This is a genomic window from Paramesorhizobium leguminum (assembly GCF_003217235.1).
Taxonomy (GTDB): Bacteria; Pseudomonadota; Alphaproteobacteria; order Rhizobiales; family Rhizobiaceae; genus Paramesorhizobium; species Paramesorhizobium leguminum.
Genome location: NZ_QJTF01000003.1, coordinates 72,952 through 91,764 on the forward strand (window position 1 = coordinate 72,952; position 18,813 = coordinate 91,764).

The 18,813-nt window shown below is 58.2% G+C and carries 28 protein-coding genes; 4 read left to right on the plus strand and 24 right to left on the minus strand.

What is annotated here, in order from left to right:
• Window positions 1-85 precede the first annotated feature (85 nt).
• From C7477_RS18885 to C7477_RS03390, 14 genes are all read right to left on the minus strand, one after another.
• A complete protein-coding gene (locus tag C7477_RS18885; RefSeq protein WP_181418326.1) occupies window positions 86-232 on the minus strand; it encodes a hypothetical protein in 147 nt (48 codons plus the stop codon).
• Between the two features lie 188 nt (window positions 233-420).
• Window positions 421-729: a hypothetical protein gene (locus C7477_RS03330; protein ID WP_110748965.1), complete on the minus strand. Its 309-nt coding sequence runs from the start codon at window positions 727-729 to the stop codon at window positions 421-423.
• A 105-nt stretch (window positions 730-834) separates the two neighbouring features.
• Window positions 835-1,311 (minus strand): hypothetical protein, encoded by a 477-nt coding sequence (locus C7477_RS18890; RefSeq protein WP_181418327.1) that lies wholly within the window; start codon window positions 1,309-1,311, stop codon window positions 835-837.
• On the minus strand, window positions 1,311-1,817 hold the full coding sequence (locus tag C7477_RS03340) for a lysozyme (RefSeq protein WP_110748968.1): 507 nt from the start codon (window positions 1,815-1,817) through the stop codon (window positions 1,311-1,313). Before C7477_RS03340 ends, C7477_RS18890 begins: the two co-directional genes overlap by 1 nt.
• Window positions 1,810-2,028, minus strand: a complete 219-nt coding sequence (locus tag C7477_RS03345; RefSeq protein WP_110748970.1) for a DUF7940 domain-containing protein — start codon at window positions 2,026-2,028, stop codon at window positions 1,810-1,812. Before C7477_RS03345 ends, C7477_RS03340 begins: the two co-directional genes overlap by 8 nt.
• A gap of 145 nt (window positions 2,029-2,173) precedes the next feature.
• Complete coding sequence (locus C7477_RS03350; RefSeq protein ID WP_110748972.1) at window positions 2,174-2,620, minus strand: hypothetical protein; 447 nt, start codon at window positions 2,618-2,620, stop codon at window positions 2,174-2,176.
• Window positions 2,620-3,927 (minus strand): hypothetical protein, encoded by a 1,308-nt coding sequence (locus C7477_RS03355; RefSeq protein WP_110748974.1) that lies wholly within the window; start codon window positions 3,925-3,927, stop codon window positions 2,620-2,622. Before C7477_RS03355 ends, C7477_RS03350 begins: the two co-directional genes overlap by 1 nt.
• Before the next feature lie 2 nt (window positions 3,928-3,929).
• A complete protein-coding gene (locus tag C7477_RS03360; protein WP_110748976.1) occupies window positions 3,930-4,130 on the minus strand; it encodes a hypothetical protein in 201 nt (66 codons plus the stop codon).
• Window positions 4,131-4,186: 56 nt separating this feature from the next.
• Complete coding sequence (locus C7477_RS18705) at window positions 4,187-5,812, minus strand: hypothetical protein (RefSeq protein WP_146226055.1); 1,626 nt, start codon at window positions 5,810-5,812, stop codon at window positions 4,187-4,189.
• A complete protein-coding gene (locus tag C7477_RS03370; RefSeq protein ID WP_110748980.1) occupies window positions 5,809-8,499 on the minus strand; it encodes a phage tail tip fiber protein in 2,691 nt (896 codons plus the stop codon). The genes C7477_RS18705 and C7477_RS03370 overlap by 4 nt, the downstream gene beginning before the upstream one ends.
• A 2-nt stretch (window positions 8,500-8,501) precedes the next feature.
• Window positions 8,502-8,915 (minus strand): DUF6950 family protein, encoded by a 414-nt coding sequence (locus tag C7477_RS03375; RefSeq protein WP_110748982.1) that lies wholly within the window; start codon window positions 8,913-8,915, stop codon window positions 8,502-8,504.
• Window positions 8,912-9,535, minus strand: coding sequence for a hypothetical protein (locus tag C7477_RS03380; RefSeq protein ID WP_110748984.1), 624 nt, complete (start codon window positions 9,533-9,535; stop codon window positions 8,912-8,914). Before C7477_RS03380 ends, C7477_RS03375 begins: the two co-directional genes overlap by 4 nt.
• Before the next feature lie 7 nt (window positions 9,536-9,542).
• On the minus strand, window positions 9,543-10,199 hold the full coding sequence (locus tag C7477_RS03385) for a hypothetical protein (protein ID WP_110748986.1): 657 nt from the start codon (window positions 10,197-10,199) through the stop codon (window positions 9,543-9,545).
• 4 nt (window positions 10,200-10,203) lie between these two features.
• Window positions 10,204-12,957: a phage tail tape measure protein gene (locus C7477_RS03390; protein WP_181418328.1), complete on the minus strand. Its 2,754-nt coding sequence runs from the start codon at window positions 12,955-12,957 to the stop codon at window positions 10,204-10,206.
• A gap of 63 nt (window positions 12,958-13,020) precedes the next feature.
• Here C7477_RS03390 and C7477_RS03395 point away from each other — a divergent pair, with 63 nt between their 5' ends.
• Window positions 13,021-13,374 carry a hypothetical protein gene (locus C7477_RS03395; protein ID WP_146226056.1) on the plus strand — a complete coding sequence of 118 codons (354 nt, stop codon included), beginning with the start codon at window positions 13,021-13,023 and terminating at the stop codon, window positions 13,372-13,374.
• A 56-nt stretch (window positions 13,375-13,430) separates the two neighbouring features.
• Here the strand turns inward: C7477_RS03395 and C7477_RS03400 are convergent, their stop codons facing one another.
• From C7477_RS03400 to C7477_RS18895, 3 genes are read right to left on the minus strand one after another with little or no spacing between them, the layout of a single operon-like run.
• A complete protein-coding gene (locus tag C7477_RS03400) occupies window positions 13,431-13,694 on the minus strand; it encodes a hypothetical protein (protein WP_110748992.1) in 264 nt (87 codons plus the stop codon).
• A gap of 11 nt (window positions 13,695-13,705) precedes the next feature.
• Entirely contained in the window at window positions 13,706-14,053 is a 348-nt protein-coding gene (locus C7477_RS03405; protein ID WP_110748995.1) for a hypothetical protein, read from the minus strand.
• A complete protein-coding gene (locus C7477_RS18895) occupies window positions 14,053-14,211 on the minus strand; it encodes a hypothetical protein (RefSeq protein ID WP_181418329.1) in 159 nt (52 codons plus the stop codon). The genes C7477_RS03405 and C7477_RS18895 overlap by 1 nt, the downstream gene beginning before the upstream one ends.
• An 89-nt stretch (window positions 14,212-14,300) precedes the next feature.
• Here C7477_RS18895 and C7477_RS03410 point away from each other — a divergent pair, with 89 nt between their 5' ends.
• The 3 genes from C7477_RS03410 (at window position 14,301) to C7477_RS03415 (ending at window position 15,398) form a co-directional block, all read left to right on the plus strand.
• A complete protein-coding gene (locus tag C7477_RS03410; RefSeq protein ID WP_146226057.1) occupies window positions 14,301-14,696 on the plus strand; it encodes a hypothetical protein in 396 nt (131 codons plus the stop codon).
• Between the two features lie 220 nt (window positions 14,697-14,916).
• Complete coding sequence (locus tag C7477_RS19345) at window positions 14,917-15,042, plus strand: hypothetical protein (protein WP_281032512.1); 126 nt, start codon at window positions 14,917-14,919, stop codon at window positions 15,040-15,042.
• 107 nt (window positions 15,043-15,149) lie between these two features.
• The gene (locus tag C7477_RS03415) at window positions 15,150-15,398 is read left to right on the plus strand and encodes a hypothetical protein (protein ID WP_110748999.1); all 249 of its coding nucleotides are present in this window, start codon (window positions 15,150-15,152) and stop codon (window positions 15,396-15,398) included.
• Window positions 15,399-15,504: 106 nt separating this feature from the next.
• On the opposite strand, the gene C7477_RS19470 is transcribed toward C7477_RS03415, so the two are convergent.
• The 7 genes from C7477_RS19470 to C7477_RS03450 all read right to left on the minus strand — a co-directional run bounded on the left by C7477_RS19470 (window position 15,505) and on the right by C7477_RS03450 (window position 18,781).
• Window positions 15,505-15,948 (minus strand): phage tail assembly chaperone, encoded by a 444-nt coding sequence (locus C7477_RS19470; protein WP_425373507.1) that lies wholly within the window; start codon window positions 15,946-15,948, stop codon window positions 15,505-15,507.
• Window positions 15,864-16,328 carry a hypothetical protein gene (locus C7477_RS03425; RefSeq protein ID WP_110749003.1) on the minus strand — a complete coding sequence of 155 codons (465 nt, stop codon included), beginning with the start codon at window positions 16,326-16,328 and terminating at the stop codon, window positions 15,864-15,866. The genes C7477_RS19470 and C7477_RS03425 overlap by 85 nt, the downstream gene beginning before the upstream one ends.
• Window positions 16,329-16,368: 40 nt before the next feature.
• On the minus strand, window positions 16,369-16,860 hold the full coding sequence (locus tag C7477_RS03430) for a hypothetical protein (RefSeq protein ID WP_110749005.1): 492 nt from the start codon (window positions 16,858-16,860) through the stop codon (window positions 16,369-16,371).
• Between the two features lie 106 nt (window positions 16,861-16,966).
• Entirely contained in the window at window positions 16,967-17,404 is a 438-nt protein-coding gene (locus C7477_RS03435) for a gp17 family tail completion protein (RefSeq protein ID WP_110749008.1), read from the minus strand.
• Complete coding sequence (locus C7477_RS03440) at window positions 17,401-17,805, minus strand: HK97-gp10 family putative phage morphogenesis protein (RefSeq protein WP_146226058.1); 405 nt, start codon at window positions 17,803-17,805, stop codon at window positions 17,401-17,403. The genes C7477_RS03435 and C7477_RS03440 overlap by 4 nt, the downstream gene beginning before the upstream one ends.
• Window positions 17,802-18,179, minus strand: coding sequence for a hypothetical protein (locus tag C7477_RS03445; RefSeq protein WP_110749012.1), 378 nt, complete (start codon window positions 18,177-18,179; stop codon window positions 17,802-17,804). The genes C7477_RS03440 and C7477_RS03445 overlap by 4 nt, the downstream gene beginning before the upstream one ends.
• Window positions 18,176-18,781 carry a hypothetical protein gene (locus tag C7477_RS03450; RefSeq protein WP_110749015.1) on the minus strand — a complete coding sequence of 202 codons (606 nt, stop codon included), beginning with the start codon at window positions 18,779-18,781 and terminating at the stop codon, window positions 18,176-18,178. The genes C7477_RS03445 and C7477_RS03450 overlap by 4 nt, the downstream gene beginning before the upstream one ends.
• Window positions 18,782-18,813 lie beyond the last annotated feature (32 nt).

Genomic DNA, 18,813 nt, shown 5'->3' on the forward strand with positions numbered 1-18,813 from the left:
ATGTCGCGAGCGCATCCGAATTGGCACGGCTATGGGGTGGCAGGCGGCGCAGTTGGCGCGGTTGATCTGGCTGCGCCACTCGATCTTACTCTCTCCCCTCCGCCACAATCACCGCCATATCGAGAAAATAGGCAAGTTCCTTGTCACCATCGTTTGCGGCGATTTGACATAGCTCGCGCAGCATTTCAGCAATGTAGGATAGGTGCACATTGGTATTGTCGTCATCTGTCATATCGCCCCCTCAAAATAATACAAAACAACATCTGTATTTAAGATTTCTTGAGGGAGATTAAGCAATGGTCAATATTTTGATCTTCTAATTATACTTAGCGTTCAGTGAATTATATGGTTAAAATTCGATGAAACGCAAAAAGTCCCGCAACCCATCACGGGCCGCGGGGTTGGAGAAAAAAGGCAAATCTAGGACTGGCGTTGCCGACCTGTCCCCAGCGCCGCTAGGACTGCGTCCAGCCGCTTGTTCGTTTCGCGTGTACCTTCGCGGGTTTCGTCGCGCAGTTCCTTCAGCCCCTCGCGAAGCTGATTTATCTGCCCGTCAAGATCGACGCGGCGGACATATTCATCACGGACAGTATTGATGCGGGCATGGAGGGCGCTATCCCCCTCTTCGCGAGACTTCGAGAGTGACCGAAAAGCCGCAATTAGCGTAGTTCCGAAGCCGACAATCAGGCCCACGGAAACACCTATCAACCATTGGATTTCTGACGACACTATTGCAGCCCTCCTTTTAGCCCGTCATAGAAATCCGCACAGCGACCCGTACGCGCGTTCTGTCTGTCGAGTGCTTGTCTTTCCCGCTTGAGGATCGACAACACCTCAGCGCCGATTGTCAGCGGCGCATGGGTCTCCCGCACATGGCAATCGGTCGGCAATGGCGGAAGGGTGACCCGCGCCTGCGATTGCCCTTGGATCGTCGCCGCCTCTTTCAGTCCGCCACCGGCGCAAGAACTCAATGTCATCGACGCCAAGCCGACAAGTGCGACCCTCATCAACAAGCCGTTTCTCATAGGCCGCGATCTCCTGTTCTGCCTGTTCGGACTTGGCCCGCTCTGTCTCGCGGGCGTTTTTTAACTGCGCCTGATAGGCGTCGATGACGATCTGCCCGGCGTTGACCTGGCGGTCGCGTTCTGCCAGTTGCGCCTCGAGCGCAGTCTTCTGAGCTTCAAGGATATATCCCTGCCGGGCCTCGCGGTGGATCATGGGATCATGGATCATGGCGTTATATGCCAGCATGAGGCTGGCGCCGGCAGCGGCGCCGATCCCGAGTTTGAGATAATCGAAAATCCCGAACATCAGCGCAGCCCCGCGAGGCAAAGCTCAAGCTCGCCTATGCGCTGGGCATCCCCATATTCCCGGCGTTTTCGAAGCCCTTCGACAACCCGCCCCCCAGCGCGGTTGAATGCCGTCATTGCATGGCACGCACCCTCCCATACCCTCTCCCGCATGCGCCTTGCCGCCGTGGATGAACAGGCTGCGCCGGTGCCGATGTTGTAGGAGAGGTCGAGCATGGACGCCTGGACGCTAATAGGAGCCGCGTCGAACGTGCCGATGCATTTCCGGAGCGGCTGCCGGAAATCCTTTTCCAGCCGGGTCTCGAGCTTTTTCAGGCATTGGGCATCAGTATAGTAATCGCCTTTCTTCACGCCTTTCGTTTCGCCGGCGCAGACGGTCCAAACCCTTCCCAGGCTATCCCAGTATGCGCGATTTTCGACCCCTTCCCACGGAACGGTCAGATAGGTGGCGGTCAAGACGACTAGCCCTAGACCAGATGCTAGCGCGGCTTTTGCACGTTTACTCATCGTTGAATTCCTTCTGGGCTACGATCCGCGCCACGAAAGCCGCCGCCGTCACCAACAGCGACACACCTGCAAACACACCGGTGGGGATGGGATGGGCGTCACCTATCAGCGGCAACGCAACCTCGACGCCGGACAGGATACCGGCGAGCAGAATCAGGCGGACGCTCCATGCACGGCGGAGCACCCGCTTCCAGTCGGGAGCGAGTTTCATGGATTACGCTTTCGGCAAATGCCGCCGCACGGACGGCTTAAGATGGAGGGAAATGGGCGGATGTCGGGGAATTGGAAAGCTGACTCATGCGAGCCTGGACATCCGCCCGCAGTCTCCCCGATGGCATCAGTAAAGCATGGATTGGCTATGCGGCGGTAGGAGCTTCAGGCCACTCGAACGCTGGCAGTTCGGCCAGAAAAGCCTCAACGGTCGGCTGCTGGCGCTCCCCGGCCTGAACTTTGTCGAGTTCTGTCAGCGCATAGGCCCACACCGCATCGCGCCATGCAACGAAGGCCCTCGCCTCATCCTGCCATTCCGGCACGGTCGAGCTTACATAGCTGGCGAGGGTTGCGCCGCTGTCGTATTGCCTTTCAGCGGCGCGGGCATCGATGAGCGATTGCACTGCAGTGCGATAGGCGGAGATTATCGTCGCCACCGGCATCGAGTATGGCTCGATGAGATTCCCGGACGCCTCCCACCCGGCCAGCATCTGACGATGGCCGTTGTCCACGTCGTCTGGGACTATGACTTCCACGCTGTTGATAACGGCGACGATAGCGCCGCTTTCGGTATATTTTGCAGCCTCGATCATCAATAAATCTCCGCGTCCAGTAGTCCGTTGGTGCAGGTCAGTGTGTTGGAGTAGCTATTGTTGGTCGACACGTAGATAGTCCCATCGCTGTTGACGGAGATCACACCGCTCTGAGTAACATCGGCATCGTCGTACACTCGTCCGGTAAAACTCGGCACGGCCCGCATCCCGATCCACGATCCCACCGAACCGCGGAAGTAGGTTTTGCTCGATCCAGCGTCAGATGGCGTTTTGAATCGGAAAGGTCGGCAATAGCGATAGCAGAGGAGTAGCTCCAACGCCGGGGAGCGCGATGCCCACGGGTCTCTGTCCGTGGCGTCGCCAAGCACGAGCGATACATTGGCCGCCGTTTCCGGCACCACAACTGATGTATCGCCGCCCCCGACCGTGGCTTTGATGGGAGACGCCTTGGTCACGCCGCCAAACGCCCCATTACCGCCGCCAGTCCACGTGAGGGTGTACTCTCCGCCTGGGAGCGCCTCGACGGGTTGCTCGATGCCGTTTGCGTGACCTTTCCAGCGATCATAGCCGTAAACGCCGTTGGCAGGCTTTTTAAGACCATTCCGCTGGTTGATACGGAAATCGCCGTTGATGATCCAATCGTAACGCGCGTAGGTGCGAATGTCCGAAAAGGTCAGATCGCTATTCGCATCGGTTTGCAACAATCGGTTTGGCGCAAGCGCGACGGTTTTCAGATCGCTATTCGCATCGGTTTGCAGAATTTGCCTTGCACCCAAGGTCAGCGCTGCAAGTACCGTCAGATTGTCGACCTTCGCCAGATCGGCGAGCTTCGTCAGGTTGCCGTGAGGATCGTTGATTCCCAATTCGGACAACGACTTTAGCGCCATCGTGTCCGGGCTGGTAAAATACGGCACGACATCCTGCGTACCCGCTAGCGCCCGCAACGCATCCAGATTTTTGCCATCGACTGCCTCCAGCACACCGGGACCGGCGGCGCGAAGGTAATTCCCCACCTCAAGCGTGAGCTTGGCGATGGAATCGAGATTGCCGTTCGCGAGCGCCACCAGAAGATCACGGATCGCGGCCTGATAGCGACTGCCGTCCGGCTGATATCGGATGCGCAGCGGCAAATTTGTCCCTGCTGCCTCAGTCGGGCACGGCAGGAAAAGCGTCCCTGCATTCTGACCTGTGATGGAGGCAATGATCAGAAAATGACCGGTGGGGGTTATGACCGCATCGCCCGCCTGCAGGGACGCCGTATCCAGAGATGAGCCGGTCGTGGTAAAATCGGTCGAGCCGGAGGTCAGTGTAATCGTGCCGACCGTCCAGTCTGGGCGGATCGCCATGGCTATTCCTCCCCACCGTCGTCATCTGGCAAGCCTGCCTTCAGTTGCTCATTCTCCGCGCGCAGCACCTCCGCAATACGTCGCGTCCGTATCAACTCGCTGGCAAGGATGAGATTGCGCTGTTTGAGGTGCTCCACCGTCGCCAGCGCTTCGTTTGCGACGGCCTCCACCTCTATGCGGAGCGGTGATTCTTGATTTTCCATACGTTCTCCTTCCCGCGAGATGCGGGGTGTGCAGAGCTAAATTGGGGGGGGGTTGGTCAGCGGGGAATGGCGAAGATATAATAGCGGATGCCAAGCGGGTCGGGGTAGTTGAAGTTAAGCTGCCACGCCTTGCCTTCTGGTCGTGTCATTGTGCTCGGGTTGCCCGGCGAGAGATGAAATTTGACGTAATTATCTTCGACGCGGGCAATCGCGCTCTGGTTCGTCGGCTGGTGGTTATAGCCGCCGCTCGGGTAGTGATAAATCTGCCCGAACATCGGCGGCAGGATGCATCCGGGGAAATTGACGGTATATTTGAGGTAAGGCCAGAACCCGCTGTTGGTGAAACTGACCGTCTTGGCGACGTTTCCCCATTCTTGACTGTCTGGCGATTCGTTGAATGCAGAAAGGGGCAGCCACCCCTCAGAGACGATCTGCAGCGTCGGGAACCGGGTATCGAGAAGGATATCGTTCGGAAGCGGCGCGGTGTCCGATGTGCCGGGCTTTTTGATCTGGATGAAATCCTGCGCGCCGTCATTGCCGCGATAGAAGGTCAGGTTGCCACCCGTGGATGGCGGACGGAAATCGACACCGAACACCGCATAGCGCACCGTGAGCGCCGCCTGACCCTCGTTATAAAACGTAACGCCGCCAGCGCTCACGGAATAGGTTAAAGCCACATTATAATCCGGCGTATACCCCGAGATGATCATGGCCGGCACATATTGGGCGGCACCGGTCACGCGAGCCATGACCTCCACGACGCAATCTTCTGACAGGGTTATCCCGCGAGGCGCCGGCACGAAGACCGAACCGCCGGGAGCGAATGATGCGGTCTCGCCCGCCATGAGACAGAGGGGCGGATTGCGTGTGCTATCGATGATGCGCTGGCGGCCGCTGGAATTTGCCACCGTATAGCCTGGGCGCGTGATGACGCATTCATTCGATCCCATCCAATCAAGCCGAACGTTCTCCTGCCCGGACTGTGGCGGCAGCGATGGATTGGGGATGGGGCTGCTATCAGCGGGCAGGTCCCACCAATAGGTTATCATTTCCATTACAGGAGACGAGTTGCCTTGGTATGATCCCTCTGTAATATCGGGGGGGCGGCCTCCGTCTCGTCCGTCCAGATAGCTTCCATATCTAACCACCCATTGGCCAGGTCGCCCTGAAAAGCGAGGGTCCATACGCCCGCGCCAGTCGCCATAGGTTGCAAAATTCGTCATCTGCATCATGGCATACGGAAATTGGTATGCTGTCATGATGCCACTCTGGTAGCTCGCCTCTTTTGCCACCCATTGCGCGCTACGATTTCCCGCCGTAACACGCCCAGTTGCGGTGTTGCGCAGCCGCGCCTCCGCCAAGGGGACAAAATTATCCCCCCGGAATAGTGTCTGTGGGAAAGCATAAGGTAAGTAATAGTGCAAATTTGATATATCCGTCCGGCCAATCGACCGCATACACGTCGTCGCGTTGCCTCCTAAATCGGTATAGCCGGCGGCATAGGCGGTGTTCAGCGTGGTCTTCCACGGCTCCTTCACGTACGATATCGCCTGCAACTCGCTGTTGAACAGGAAGCGGCCATAGTCCGAATTTGGCGTTGTCAGATAATCGTCAGCATCATTCTTCATTACCTTAACGACAGGCCCGTAGCCGGGCTTCCAACCAACCCCCATGTAGGTCATCTGAACAGCCTTATATCTGCGAAATTCCCGCTGCCGCGGATGATGAGTTTCCCGTTGGCGGACGAAAGCTGGTTGAAGATCACGTTGCCGATGCGGGCGTTTTCCATGTAGGCGACACCGCCCTGAAAAATGAACGGGTTGACGACATTGCCAGACGGGTCCGAAATCATGAACTGATCCACCAGAAACACCACCCGGCTTCGTTCGCCGTTGGTGTCGATGGCAAATGCGCCGGTTGACCACTGACCATTGCTGCCGGTCTTGACCTCGACGCCCCATCGCGCCCAGCCCCCACCGGGCGAGGATTGCGCCTGACCGCGAATGGTCACACTGGACGAGATACCGGCCACTGTGGTGCTGAGCGCCGTGATTGCCTGGGAATTGGCGACAACCTGACCGTTGACGGTCGCGATTTCCGCCGAAAGCAGATCGACGGCCTTGGCGATATCCTCGTTGACCTGCACCTCCAGTTGTTCGATGCGTGACACGATGGCTGAGTCCGGACCGATAGCGGTGGTGATCTGAAGTAAATAATCCGCTCGCAGCCCCTTGGCCGTGAGCGACATTTCCGTGCGCAGTTGCTGCTTGTCGAAATAGTTCCCGGCGTCCTGCTCCGACGCCATGTTGCCGATGCGGTCAAGCTCTTCCTGCACATAGCGGAGCGAAGAGCCGAGCCATTCCAGCGTCTCTTTTGCGCCCTTGCCTAAATCCTCGATATCGACATCGAAATAGACATCATCCCGCCCGAGTAGGACGTTCGGCGTTTTGACCGGCAACCATGCTGACCATGCAGTGGCGCGGCCCGAGTACGGCACGAAAATGCCGCGCACCTGATAATCTTCGTCTGGCAGTAACGTGCCGTTGAGAATTACTGAGTTCGGGTCCGGATTGGTCGCCGGATCGCCGTACGGGAGTTCGCCGTCGAACGACTGCGACCCATCCTCAGCGAGCCTGACCTGCACCCGGACTGCACGCACATCAACGAGTTTGCCGGCGAAAAACACCTCAATGGATGGCCGTCGCGCCTTGCCAGCCGCGTCATAGATCGTTGCGGGCGCCACCTGCCAGCCAGTCATCATTTGAGCTGGAGGCCGGATCGAACCGAGATAGCCGGACGTGAAAGGCAACTGGTCGGACGCGGACCAATCGTAATCCGATGGGTCGGATTCCTTGAGCGCCACCTCCTGCAAACAGTTCGGGTGATCGACCATAGAGCCAATCGTAAACAGCTTGTTGGAATATCCGTTGCGGGCGCTAGACCATGCAACAGCATCCACGACCGGTTCCAGCAGCCACGCCTCGGGCGGCAAGAAGAAATTATGCTGCCGGAAGCGCCGGGAATCGTTGATCATCGACAGCATGAGCTGCTGCACCTGCCGGCCATTGGGCACCAGCGGGAATGTGGCGTCAGCGATTAAGCGCCGACCGTCATCAGCGGCTTCATAATCCGCGTTGTAGCGCGGCGGCGCGTCCTTGCTGCCCCATGCCTCCTCAGGCTCGGGATAGGTCGCCTGAATGCCATTAAAGGTGCTCTCCAAGCCGGGAAACGGCTCGAAGCTCTGCCCTTTCGTAATGACCACATCCTCGTCAGTGAAGGCATAGACTGGCAAAGGAGGAGCACCGACATGCGTCTTGTAGATGCCGCCGATTTCCGCCGTCTTGCCGTTGCAGGCCTTGTCCAACTCATCAAGGATATCAAGCGGCTCGATGTCTACGGTGATCTCGCTGCCCGCGATGAATTGCGCTTCCGTGCCGCCACCGGCAAGCTGCACCTGCACATCGCATTCGTTCATCGCGGCCATCCACGACGAGGCCGGGAGCCGCGCCGCCGACATGTTTTGGCCGCCATATACCCACTGACCCTGGTAATAGATGCCGCGAGCTACGTTGTAGGCGATGACCTTGGGGTTGCGCGAAAACTCCCAGGTGGATTGATCCTCCCAGCGCTGGGGGCCGGAGCCGCCGACGGTGGAATCCTTCCGAAGGTCATAGGCCTTGATGCCATCAACCTCGAACTTGAACTGCGGCACACCTGGGAAAAGTTCGCGGTTCACCTTCGATGTGACGATGACATAGGCCACACCACGGAAGACCATATCGGCCTGCCATGGGCGGTCGGGGTCGCCGCCGAAGCGGGAGCTAAGGAAGGGATCAACGACGGTTTGATTCCCGTCGTAGAACTTCACCCAGAGGTGATTTTTGCCCTTGTCCAGCGAGAATTCTTTGACCGGGAATCCCTGCTCATAGCTCGCATCGCTGAAATCGATGGTGCATGGCTCACCATTGACCCATATCCGAGGCCGGAGCGCCGTGACGGGCAGGTCAGACAGCGAAATGACCATCGTGAGATAGGCATTCGGAGTATCGCCGGACCTCCCCCATGTGTTGACGTATTCGAGCGTGCCGGCGGTCGCGTAAGTGCCAACGATAAAGGACAGCGGATTGTCGCCGCCGACGCGGAGCTGGCCGTTGACGCCCGCGACCTTCTGTTTCTGATCCTTGGCAAGCGCGCGCTGGATCAGCGATTTACCGACCGTGAGGGCAACGCCAAGGATAAACTGCCCGAGCGCCCCCAAGCTGCTGATCGCGCCAAAGAGAGCCGTGATCGCGCCAACAACAATACCCGCATGGGCGTGCATCGTCGCCGCCAGGACGAACCAGACGGTCAAGAAAACCAGCTTCATCATGATCAGACCCGGAAAGCCCTTTCGGCGTCGAGCAAGTCGATGGTGCCTATCCCTGTCTCGGGATGGAGCACATAGATGCGCGCGCCCTGCACCACGCCAAGGGCGTAGATCGCCGCGTCATCCACCTTCACGGCAGCGATGTCGCCAATTTGGGCATGGGACGGATGGATTTCCTCGAAGCGAGAGGCTGCGAATTCCGCATGGTTGGCGAAGCCATCCTTTTTCAACAGCCGCAGCCCGCCAATGAGCGTCTTGTACCTGCCTCGATACGGCGCGGCGATGTCTTCGCCGGTCATTGCCTTGATGGCATCGGCGGCAAATAAGGCGCAATCATATTCACCCCATATGAGTGAATTTCGCCAAACGGACAGCACATAATCATGGAGTGCTGGGCGCCAACCGGATAGCCGTATCATGTCTTCTTTTCCTCTCCCCACCAAAACGCCCATTCACCGGCGACACCAGAATAGCGCCGGGCGCGGTCGCCTCCCCGAAGCTTCTGGGTTTCATCCGACCGCTTGGCTGGATTGGTCCGTGTCAACATGCGGGTATGCGATACGACGCTGAGGGCTATTCCGCCTTCCTCCCCGACGGCCGGCGTGTCAACGGGAGCGCCATTGACCTGCCCATCCCAGAGCGAGAGCGGATTCCCGACGAGCAACCGCGTTTCGAGATCGAGAAGCCCGCGATGGATTTGCACCTTCGCCAAGCGCACGTCGTATCCACGTATTGCCTGCTGCACCGCCGCGTTGATCTGGGAAAGCCCAATCTGGATCGTGCGAACCGAAAGATCCGAAACAGCCGGAATCGGATCAATATTCAGGAGTGAGCCGCCGGCATGATAAACCCGCGTTGAGGGCAAGCCTGTGCCGGGGTCAACCACGGTCACGGTAACGGTATCCTCCCCGTTCCATAGCCCCATCATTTCCAATCCGCCGGTGGAGCGGTTCTTCGCCTCGATCCACACGAAATAGCGCGGGATATGGGCACGGCGCGACTGATAGGCCGCTGCCGTGGCTATATCGACAGAACGCATGTCTCACCTATTGCGATAGGGTTTGCCGGACCTGAAAGGAAATGGTCGAGGTCAAAGCCCCGGCGCTTGGCGCGCTAAAGCTTTTCGGTATCAAGATGACCTTGGCCGATGGCTTTTTCAGCATGACTTCCGTGCCAACGGTCGCGCCGGGCCGGACGTGCGGGCGAACCTCAAACACCGGTGTCACGCCAGACGAATTAGCCGTTGCCGCCTCGCATATCCGATGAAGCGCCCGACGAACCGGGTTTGTGCCATAGTCGAACGCCAGATAATCCCCCACCGACAGCACATATCCATCGGGCAGAGCCTCAAGGCTCATCGACTTCATATTGCTGCCGATGGATGAGATTTTCGGCTTGGTCGCCCCAAGGATGGCTCCCGTCGGATCGGATCGCGGGAACGGCTTTCTCGGATCGTACAGGTAAAACGGGTTGATCGCCCCATCCAGCGTTTCGAACAGGGCTTGCAATTCCGCCGCGTCATCGTTGTAGGTCTGCCCAAGTTGCGCCTGCGCCTCCCACAGGCGCGGACCTAGATCAGCAGCGAGGACTTCCCCGCTGCCAAGGCCTGATAGCTCCTGTTGTTCCATCAATTTCCAGTCAACGGATTCGATGGGGAGCTTGTCGGCAAGCGCGGCGATGGAGAGCGGAAAGATGATCGCCATTTCCTCACCCCACGGCCCGCCGGTCGCCCATGATCTGGTTGACGCGGCCCGGCATGACTTGCCGACTGAACTGATTTATCATGGCGCCGCTTGTTCCGACAGCCTCTTGCCGCGCCACGTCCTTGACGAAGGCTTTTAGGTTGCCATTCTGGTCTACCTCGACGCCCACAGTCACATGGACATTCTGAGCATCGCCGCCGCTGTTTCCGGCCCCGGACGCCATCACACCGAGTTGCCCTTGGCTGTTCCGGCGAAGCGGCAAAATCCCTTCCGGCCCCGCCTCGCCCATCAATCCGGTGCGACCGCCTGACATTGGGAAATGCGTCGGGGCGCCCACGACGCCGCCATTCGCAAATGGAATGACATTGCCGCCGCTAAACACCCCGCCATTGGCGTACAGGCCGCCGCCAGATGCGAAGCCTGCCGCGAGTTGCCCACTATTCGCAAAGGGCGAACCGCCTCCGCCGAACATGCCAAGAAGGCCAGATAGGAAGCCGCCCCCACCGCTTCCCGCACCGTTCACCTGCATGATAGCGTCGATCACATCATTGAGCAGCTTGTCAGTAATCTTGTCTAGTACGCTGATCGCGATATTGCCCATGTCCTGCCAGGAGAGCTTTCCATCGTCCAGTGCGCTCCGGAAATCAGAGAAAACGCCCTTCAAAACATTCTTCTGGAAATCATAGGCGTCGGTAAGGCGCTTGGTTTCAGCCTCAGCCGCCGCCATGCCAGCGGCAAGCCCCATCAATTCTTCCTTCTGCTTCGGCGTGAGCTTGAGGTTATCGTTGGCGGCCTGGTTGAGGAGGTCTTGTTCAAAGCGAAGGCGGCTTGCGGCCTGTTCTGTTAGGCCGAGAGCGCTCGCCTCCAGTTGCTGCGCCGCGATGAACTCGTTTGCGCTGCGGACGATTTCGTCATAGCTGCTTTTGGCCTTTTCAGCGGCTTTGTCGATTTCACCCAAGGCGACAGCAGATGCCGCACTGGTAGTGGTTGTCTTTTTGAGGTTTCCGTCAACCTTCGCAAGCTGGTCTTCCAGCTTCCAAAGGGTTTCGGTCATGGCCTGCGATTCTTTGGCGGCTTGGTTCTCGGCGAACACCAAGGGCGCGAACCGTAGACCGGTCATCACTTCGAAGGCGGCTCGACGCTTCGACGCGGCGTCAAAATCGGCGAGGGCAGCAATCGACGCGGTACGAGCCGCTTCGACCTGCATTGCGATCTGGTTTCGCAGCGCCGCAGTGTATCCTTCCGACGCAGCCTTGCTGTTGTTCAACGCTTTCTCGTTGATGTCATAGGCCGCCTTGGCATCCATGGTCGCTTGTTCGGCTGCACTTACGTTGTCGCGAAGGAGTAGGAATGCCGCAGCAAGCGCAGTGACTGCCAAACCCCATGGGCCGCCGACGAAGGCCATCGCCAGAGAAAGAGCGCGAGCAGCGATAGCGGCTGCTCCCATGCCCGTCGTCAGCGCCGCGATCTGGGCGATGACGGGGACAATAGCCGCCACCAGATGACCGGCTGTGAAGATTGCAGCAGCCGTGACGATCAGATGCATGTTGTCAGCCACAGCCTTCATTAGCGGAACCAATGCGTCCAGCGCGCCGCCGGCACCTATCACCTCGGCCTGAAGCGCGGACCACATACGACCGGCCTGAAAACCGGGAGACGCTTCCATTTTCGCAAATGCTTCCGCTGTCGCCCCAGCCTTTTCGCGCATCTGCTCAAGAATGGCGGTGAAATCCACTCCAGCTTGTCCGGAGAGCGCCATGATTGGCACAAGAGCCTCCACGCCACTGAAGAGCGTAGACAGCGCTTCCGTGCTGCCACCCGTCTTTTTCTGGATTTCCTCGATAAACCCCGCAAAGCCCTTCGACGCTAGACCTGCCGCTGTAAAATCAAGGCCAAGCGCCTGTGCCGCCTTGGATGCCTCATCAGTCGGCTTGGCGACGGCGGCGAGTACGGCGCGAACGCCGGTCACAGCTTCGGATGTGGCTATGCCGCCCTTGGTGAGCGCGGAGATAGCCGCTGTCAATTCATCGAAGCTGACGCCCGTCTGTGCGGATAGAGGGGCAACTGTGCCAAGGCTGGAAGACAATTCGCCAATCGTCGTCTTGCCGGCTCGCATAGCAATAAAGAGCGCATCGGAAACCGCCGCGGCATTTTCCACTTTGCTGCCATAGGCATTGAGCACGGATGTCAAGCCATCTGCCGCCGTCTTGACATCGGTCACGCCACCCACAGCGAGTTTATTGGCGGCGGTCAAGATTTCCGTGGCTTGGCCCGCGCTCGATGCACCGGCGGAAATGATCTGGTAGAAAGCCTTGGCCTGCGCCGCTCCACCCCCGCCGAAAGCAGATGCCTGCTTGAGCGCTGCTTTTTCCAATCCAGCCATATCGAAAGTCGAGGTATCGACCAGCGTCGAGACTTCGGCCATCGCATCACGAAACTCGAAAATCGGCTTCACGGAGAAGGCCGCCAAACTTGCCGCTCCAAGCGCTGCTCCGGCAGCGATCATCTGCTGCATCCCGGCGGCGGCAAAGCGCGACGACGCCCCCATGACGCGGAAATTGTCATTGGCGGCTGCCGCTTGGCTCGCAACGCCCTTGATGCTACGACCGGCATCTTTCGCCGCGGCATCGACGCCCCGGAAGGCGCGCGATGCTTCACGGTCGAATGCGCCGGACTTGGTGCGGGCTTCGGAAAAGCCCCGATCCAGTTCGGACAGATCAGCTTGCACCTTGACCTTCACGAGACCTGCAACGTCCATGGCTTTACCTTTCATATGGCGTGCGATAGCGTCCCGCCGTTGGGGAAACAGAGGGGGGCTCACATGAGAAAAATTGCTGTTAGCGCTGCGCTATTGGCTGCCTTAACCACATCGGCTGTGGGGGCTGATGATGCCGGCTTTACCGAAGAGGTATTCAGGTGCTGGAACCCGCCGTCTGGATTCGAAGAGAATAAGCGCTTCGTTCTGGCTGTTGAGATTGATGCCAGCGGACTGTTGATTGACATAACCGCGAAAGAGTACGCCAAAGGCCCCGTTTCAAGAGCGATTGGAGAATCGTTAAGACGAGCACTCCTGCGTTGCGCGCCGTACAGGTTTCCAGCGGGCGTCTACACACTCACTATAGACAGGCAGACCACCAAAGGAATGAAAGCGAAATCGCTCGACCCGTTCAAATAGAAAAGCGCCCCGTAGGGCGCCTTAATGAATGGGGGTCGGATTAAGCCCGGTTTGGCTCAGTCGTTTGCCTCAAGCTGCGTAATCCGATCTTCAAGAACCGCCGTCACGATCAAGTTCAATATTGCGATTTCCGGCAGCCCGAGGCCCGGCCAACGTTTTGCCACTTCGCTCATCGCCGCTTCAAAGTCACCTGCGCCGTCCGTCACGAAGCGCGCGGCGTCGATGATGGCAGGACCGCTGTGCGCGATCCTGTTTGATAGAGCTTCTTGCGAGCCATAATCCGCACCGGGCAGTTTTGCCACCTTGCCGTTCGTCTTCATTCTCTTCTCCCTCAAGCAGCCGCGAGCATTCGAGAATTGCGGATTTTAACATCCGCCACGACTATTCCGAGTACACATCCTTCAAAATCTTCAAGAGTCATGAACCCATCGGAATAGTGGGGATTATCGCGAAACAGTCGCAGCCCTCGCTTCCCGTCCATCGTGCTGGCAACGCAGTAAAGTTCCGGTCCGATGCCGTTATGGAACAGGTATGTTCCCTCGCCTACAGGCTTAATGAGCACGAAATCGAAGCCATCCCGAAGCCGGGGATACATGCCATCGCCTACGACGCGGTGAATGCGAAGACGATTCGAATAGACCGCTTCCGGGTCGATCTGTGGAGCAAAAAGGTCCAACATCACGCCACTTCCATCTTCGCCGCACCGCCCTGAATAACCGGGCGCGGGGTTGCCGGGACAGCGAAAGCGGCACCAGTGTCGCGCTCACGTCGTGCGAGGAATGCAGCGACATCGGGGTTCCGTGGAATGTATGAAAGCGGTATAAGGCGGATAGCCATGATTGATCCTCCAGTGATCAGTCTTCGGTTAGGGCCGGTGTGGAAGTTGACGCTTCCCATCGGCCTGATTATTTGATATCAGTAATTCCATGAACGATCAAGAAAAAAATGATATCATAAAATCACGAGGCAGACCGGCCACTGGAAAAGGCGAGCCTGTCTTGGTTCGTCTCCAGCCCGAAATCCTAGGGCCTGTAGATGATATCTCCTCATCCCTTGAGATTTCACGCCCCGAAGCCGTTCGCCTCCTGATCAATCGCGGCTTGGCCTTTAATGAGCTTTCGGAAGCCATCGAAACCATCACGCACATCGGGGGCGAGTTCCTCCGCGGTGTTCCCATAAGCAACAGCGACCAACTCGCCTTCTCAACCGCCATCATTAAACTCTTCGAGACTAAAGACGACGCCGACGACGACCTACGCGCGAGCCTCGAAGAGATTCGGAACAGTTTGGCTGATCGCGGCTACCTCAAGGGTGACGAATGAGCCTCATCCATAACGAGCAAACGAAATACATAGCGAACACCTTTGACAGGGCATCCACATCCTGCATCACAGTTGGTGTTTTTGCCCCGATTGCCGCTGCTCTTTACGCGCCGACGAACATGGCTGCGAACTTGCTGCCCTTTGTCATTTCCGCCGTGTGTTGGCTTTTCACCGCCGGTGTACTACATTTATCGGGTAAACGCGTCCTACGGAGGCTGTCATGACCAACTTGCAGATATTCGCATTCGTGGTGCTGCCGCTGTCGATTGCAGCGGGCGGTTGGGCTTACGCCTATTTCTGGGAGCGGAATGACCGGCGCAAGCATCACATTCACCCAGGCGAATAATCATCCCTTCGATTGACCTCCCTGCCCGCTTCGGCGGGTTTTTCTTTGCCCTCGACTCCCGGTTGCGACTCGGTTTGATTGGCCGGGCTAGCAAATGGAGGCTTGGAATGAGTGAAAACCTGATACAATCGCTTACGAATGTCACAAAGAAGCTTTCGGAGACCGTCGAAGAGGGGCACAGACAATTCTCTGCCGATACCGCCCTTCTTTTGGCGTTGTACGCCACCCTGCTCAATAAAGGGATCATTACCCCATCTGATTTAGACGGCATCTCCCGTCTCGGGCAGGGCGACGATGAGTTGTCGAATAGAATTCATGCGCGTCTTGAGATCATTAAAAAGAACGCGAATGTCTGAGTTCAACTGATCAAAATCGACTGGCGGGCATTCGTCCGCCTTTTCTTTCTTTTCCATGTTTTCTCCTGTCCATATTTGCGCTCTCACATCCCTGAAACCCATCGACCTACCGCGCACCATCGAACATCACGTCGAACAGTTCGAACGTCATCGGTCTGCTCGACACATGCGGCTTCGAGCTTGTGCCGCCCGAAGATTGCGGGCTATCGCTCAAGTCCGCGAGGATGACCCGATCCATTGCCCGGATCGCGCCGCGAAATGAGGCTATCTCGTCCAGATCGACAATGCCCATCTCTTCACAGCGCCGGCAGATCGCGGAACCGGGGATTGGGCCCGCTGCGAAACCAATCTGCCTTTCGGTCGATAGCTCCCAGAAGGCTGAAATCCATTCCTCGTACCCAGCCAATACGGGCGGGCAGTAGAGGTTTTCGGGAATGGCCTCGCCGCGATCCTCATATCTCTCAATCAGGCTTTCTGCCCGGTCGCCCCACTCAATTTGCCAGCGGGCGACCTCTTGGAGTTTTTTTCCAGTTCGCCTTGTGTCTCGGATGTCCCACGATCAACGATCTGGGCGGCATAGGTCACGGCATCAGCGAATGCGGCGAAGTCGGGATTCGTCAGCCATTCTTTGGCAAGCCCGGCGTCGTAGGGAAGCGCTACGCCCCCATTTGTGAGGCCGTCCCACTCAAGAAGAACGGCTTCATGCAACACTTCACCGAAAATGACCAATGCGACGGCTGGCTTGAGCGAACCATCGCGCTCGCGCTGATCACGCGGAACCTTCCGCTCCTTACGCGAGCGTAGGGCTATGACGGAAGAGCTCGACAGCCCGCGAACCCGAAGTCTCATATCACCCATGCCGGGGATGTCATCGACCCATTGCCCGGCGTTTGCTGCTGCGGAATCGCGCTTGAGGGATTGAATTTCCATTTAGTTCTCCTTGAATGAATGGCGCGATGGGGTTGGCTGCCTATGGTCCAGCCGCCGCTACCACCTTCACTATGTTGGAATTTATTTCGATTGTGCCTTGCATCAGGTCTGCGGTGTTGGCCGTACCGCCCTGCTCAGGCGTACCCATCACCAGCCCGATAAACAGGCGCTGAGATGGCGTGCCGCCCACCGGAGCATCATCGCCCTCGATCTTGAAGGCGAAGTTATTCTTATTGCTTGGCTGACCGGCTGCGATGAGTGCAGTCTGCCCCGGATCACCGGGGAGAACAGCGAAATTGTTCTGCATCGAGGGCGCGTTTGCCGTTCCCTTGAGCTTGACATCCCGGCCACGGTTAATGAGGGGCGTCGTGATAAGGGCAACGGCATCGCCGACCGGTCCCATGGTTTCCCAGCCGTCGATGAGCGTCCAAGTCTGGGATGCGTAATCAGCAGCAGTGAAGTCCGCCGCCTGAGATGCCATTGGGCCGCCGATGTACATCTTCTTGCCGGCGATAGGATATAGGTCAGCCATGATAAGGGCTCCATCTAAGGGACTGGCGCGCAATCGCTGCGGGCCGAGTACCGCTGCCCAGGCGGCGTTTCTGAATGCGGACCGGCGGGCGACCGGGCCGAAACTGCTATTGTGCGCGGAGGCGGATCGTAAGCGTCACGCGACGACCGACTCGACTTTCATCATCGACGGGAGCGGGCGACGGGCCGGAACATGTGACCATCCACACCTGATAATTCGCGACCGTGAAGCTGCGCGCCTGGCGGTGGAACAGCGAATAGATGAGATCGGCAACCGCCTCGACGTTTCGGTAGCTGTCCGGTTGCGGGCCGTAGATATTGATGTCAAGCACGACGACAGGCTTGTGATCGGTGATTCCGTCCTCGTCGCTTCGCGTGATGACAGGGCCGATAGTGATCATCGGATAGGTCGCCCCGGATGGCACTGGCCGGCGCGTGTGCACCGATGGCGCGCCGTTGAACGATCCAAGCTTCGAGGTGATCGCGGGAACGGCCACAACGGCGGCATAGAGGCCGGGCAGAACATTCAGGACAGGCGCGTTCATCGAAGCACCGCCTTGATCTCGTCCTCAACTGCGGCTTCGATTGCATCCTTGCGATTGGCGAGTGCCGGGCGAGCGTATGGGCGTGGCTCCATGTTCTCGCTCCCGTGTTCAAGCGCCTCGGCATAGCCTGTTGACCAATTCACCGTGCCGCTGAGTTCCTGTGTGTCATATTCCGTTCGCCCTGATTGGACGAGGCGACCAGTATCGCTCGCTGGCGCTTGGCCTGGCGCTGAAGCCTGATGCTTGACGCTGCGCCGACGATAAATGCGACCCGTCTTTTCGCCATCCATAATCAATGACGTGCCCTCCTCGAGAACGCCCCCTGTCCCGGTGACGACACCGCGCATGGCAGCGGCCCGAACTTTGGTGAGAATGGCGTCTCCGCTCCATTCAACGGTCACGGCGCATCCACCTTAAAGGCTTGACACACCCAAAGGGCAGTTGCCGGATCGGTCTTTACGGCCCTGAGTTGATACCACTGCCCAAGGAATTGGGCTTTGTCGTCCTTCCCCGGCTGTATGCCCGCTGGAAGGCTTTGCGCGAAGATGTTTACGATCAAATCAGTTTCTGGAATTCCGGCGCGAGCGCGGTAAGCATCATCGTATTCGTCGGTGAAGCCCTGCATAGCGTGGAGCGTGACCGCGCCGGGAATGGGATCGCCGTATTCATCGACACCAGCGGCGGCTTGCTGGCGGAGTTGTCCGGTCAGGAGTTTGCCCTTAAAGCCTTGGAATATGGCCTTCGCCAGACTTCCAGATAAGAGAGGTCCGCTCATTCCGCGCCCTGCCCTTCCCGACGCTCCAGTTCCAATTCAATCGCCGCGTCGGCGTCGCCACCGTTTTTGATTGGGAAATCACTGACCTTTGACGCAATGCTTCGGCGCTCTTGCCACGTCAGGTCGCGCCAGTTGTCGGGGATATCAACGGGCGGTGAGAGCTTCACGGCATCGACTGGACCGCCACTGGGAACCTGCGTGAGCAAGCGGTCGAATTCCAAGCGAAGCAGCGCTTCGCGCTCATCGTCGGGCAGTTCGTTCCATTCCGCGACCGTTTTGCCGGAAAGTTCGTGCGTCGCAGCGACGATATCACCAAGCTGCACCGTCTTGCCCGCGATCTCATAGGTTGATGCAAGGACGCTCGATCCGATTAGGATCACGTCACGCGCGCCATCATGAACAGGCAGCGCGCCAGGTTTCTCGACATCTGCAAAGACGATTCTATGCCCTTCAAATAACTGCCGGAGCTTGCGCGTCGGCACAATCGTCTTGTCGAATGGCGCTCCCGGCGCGAACTCTTCGCCGCAGATTTTCAAGGGGCGGCGAAACACCACGAAATCGCGGTCTCTCTCGAATTCATGCCGCCAAGTCGCTCGGGCCATTGTGGTTCATCCTCGATATAGTGGAAATGGAA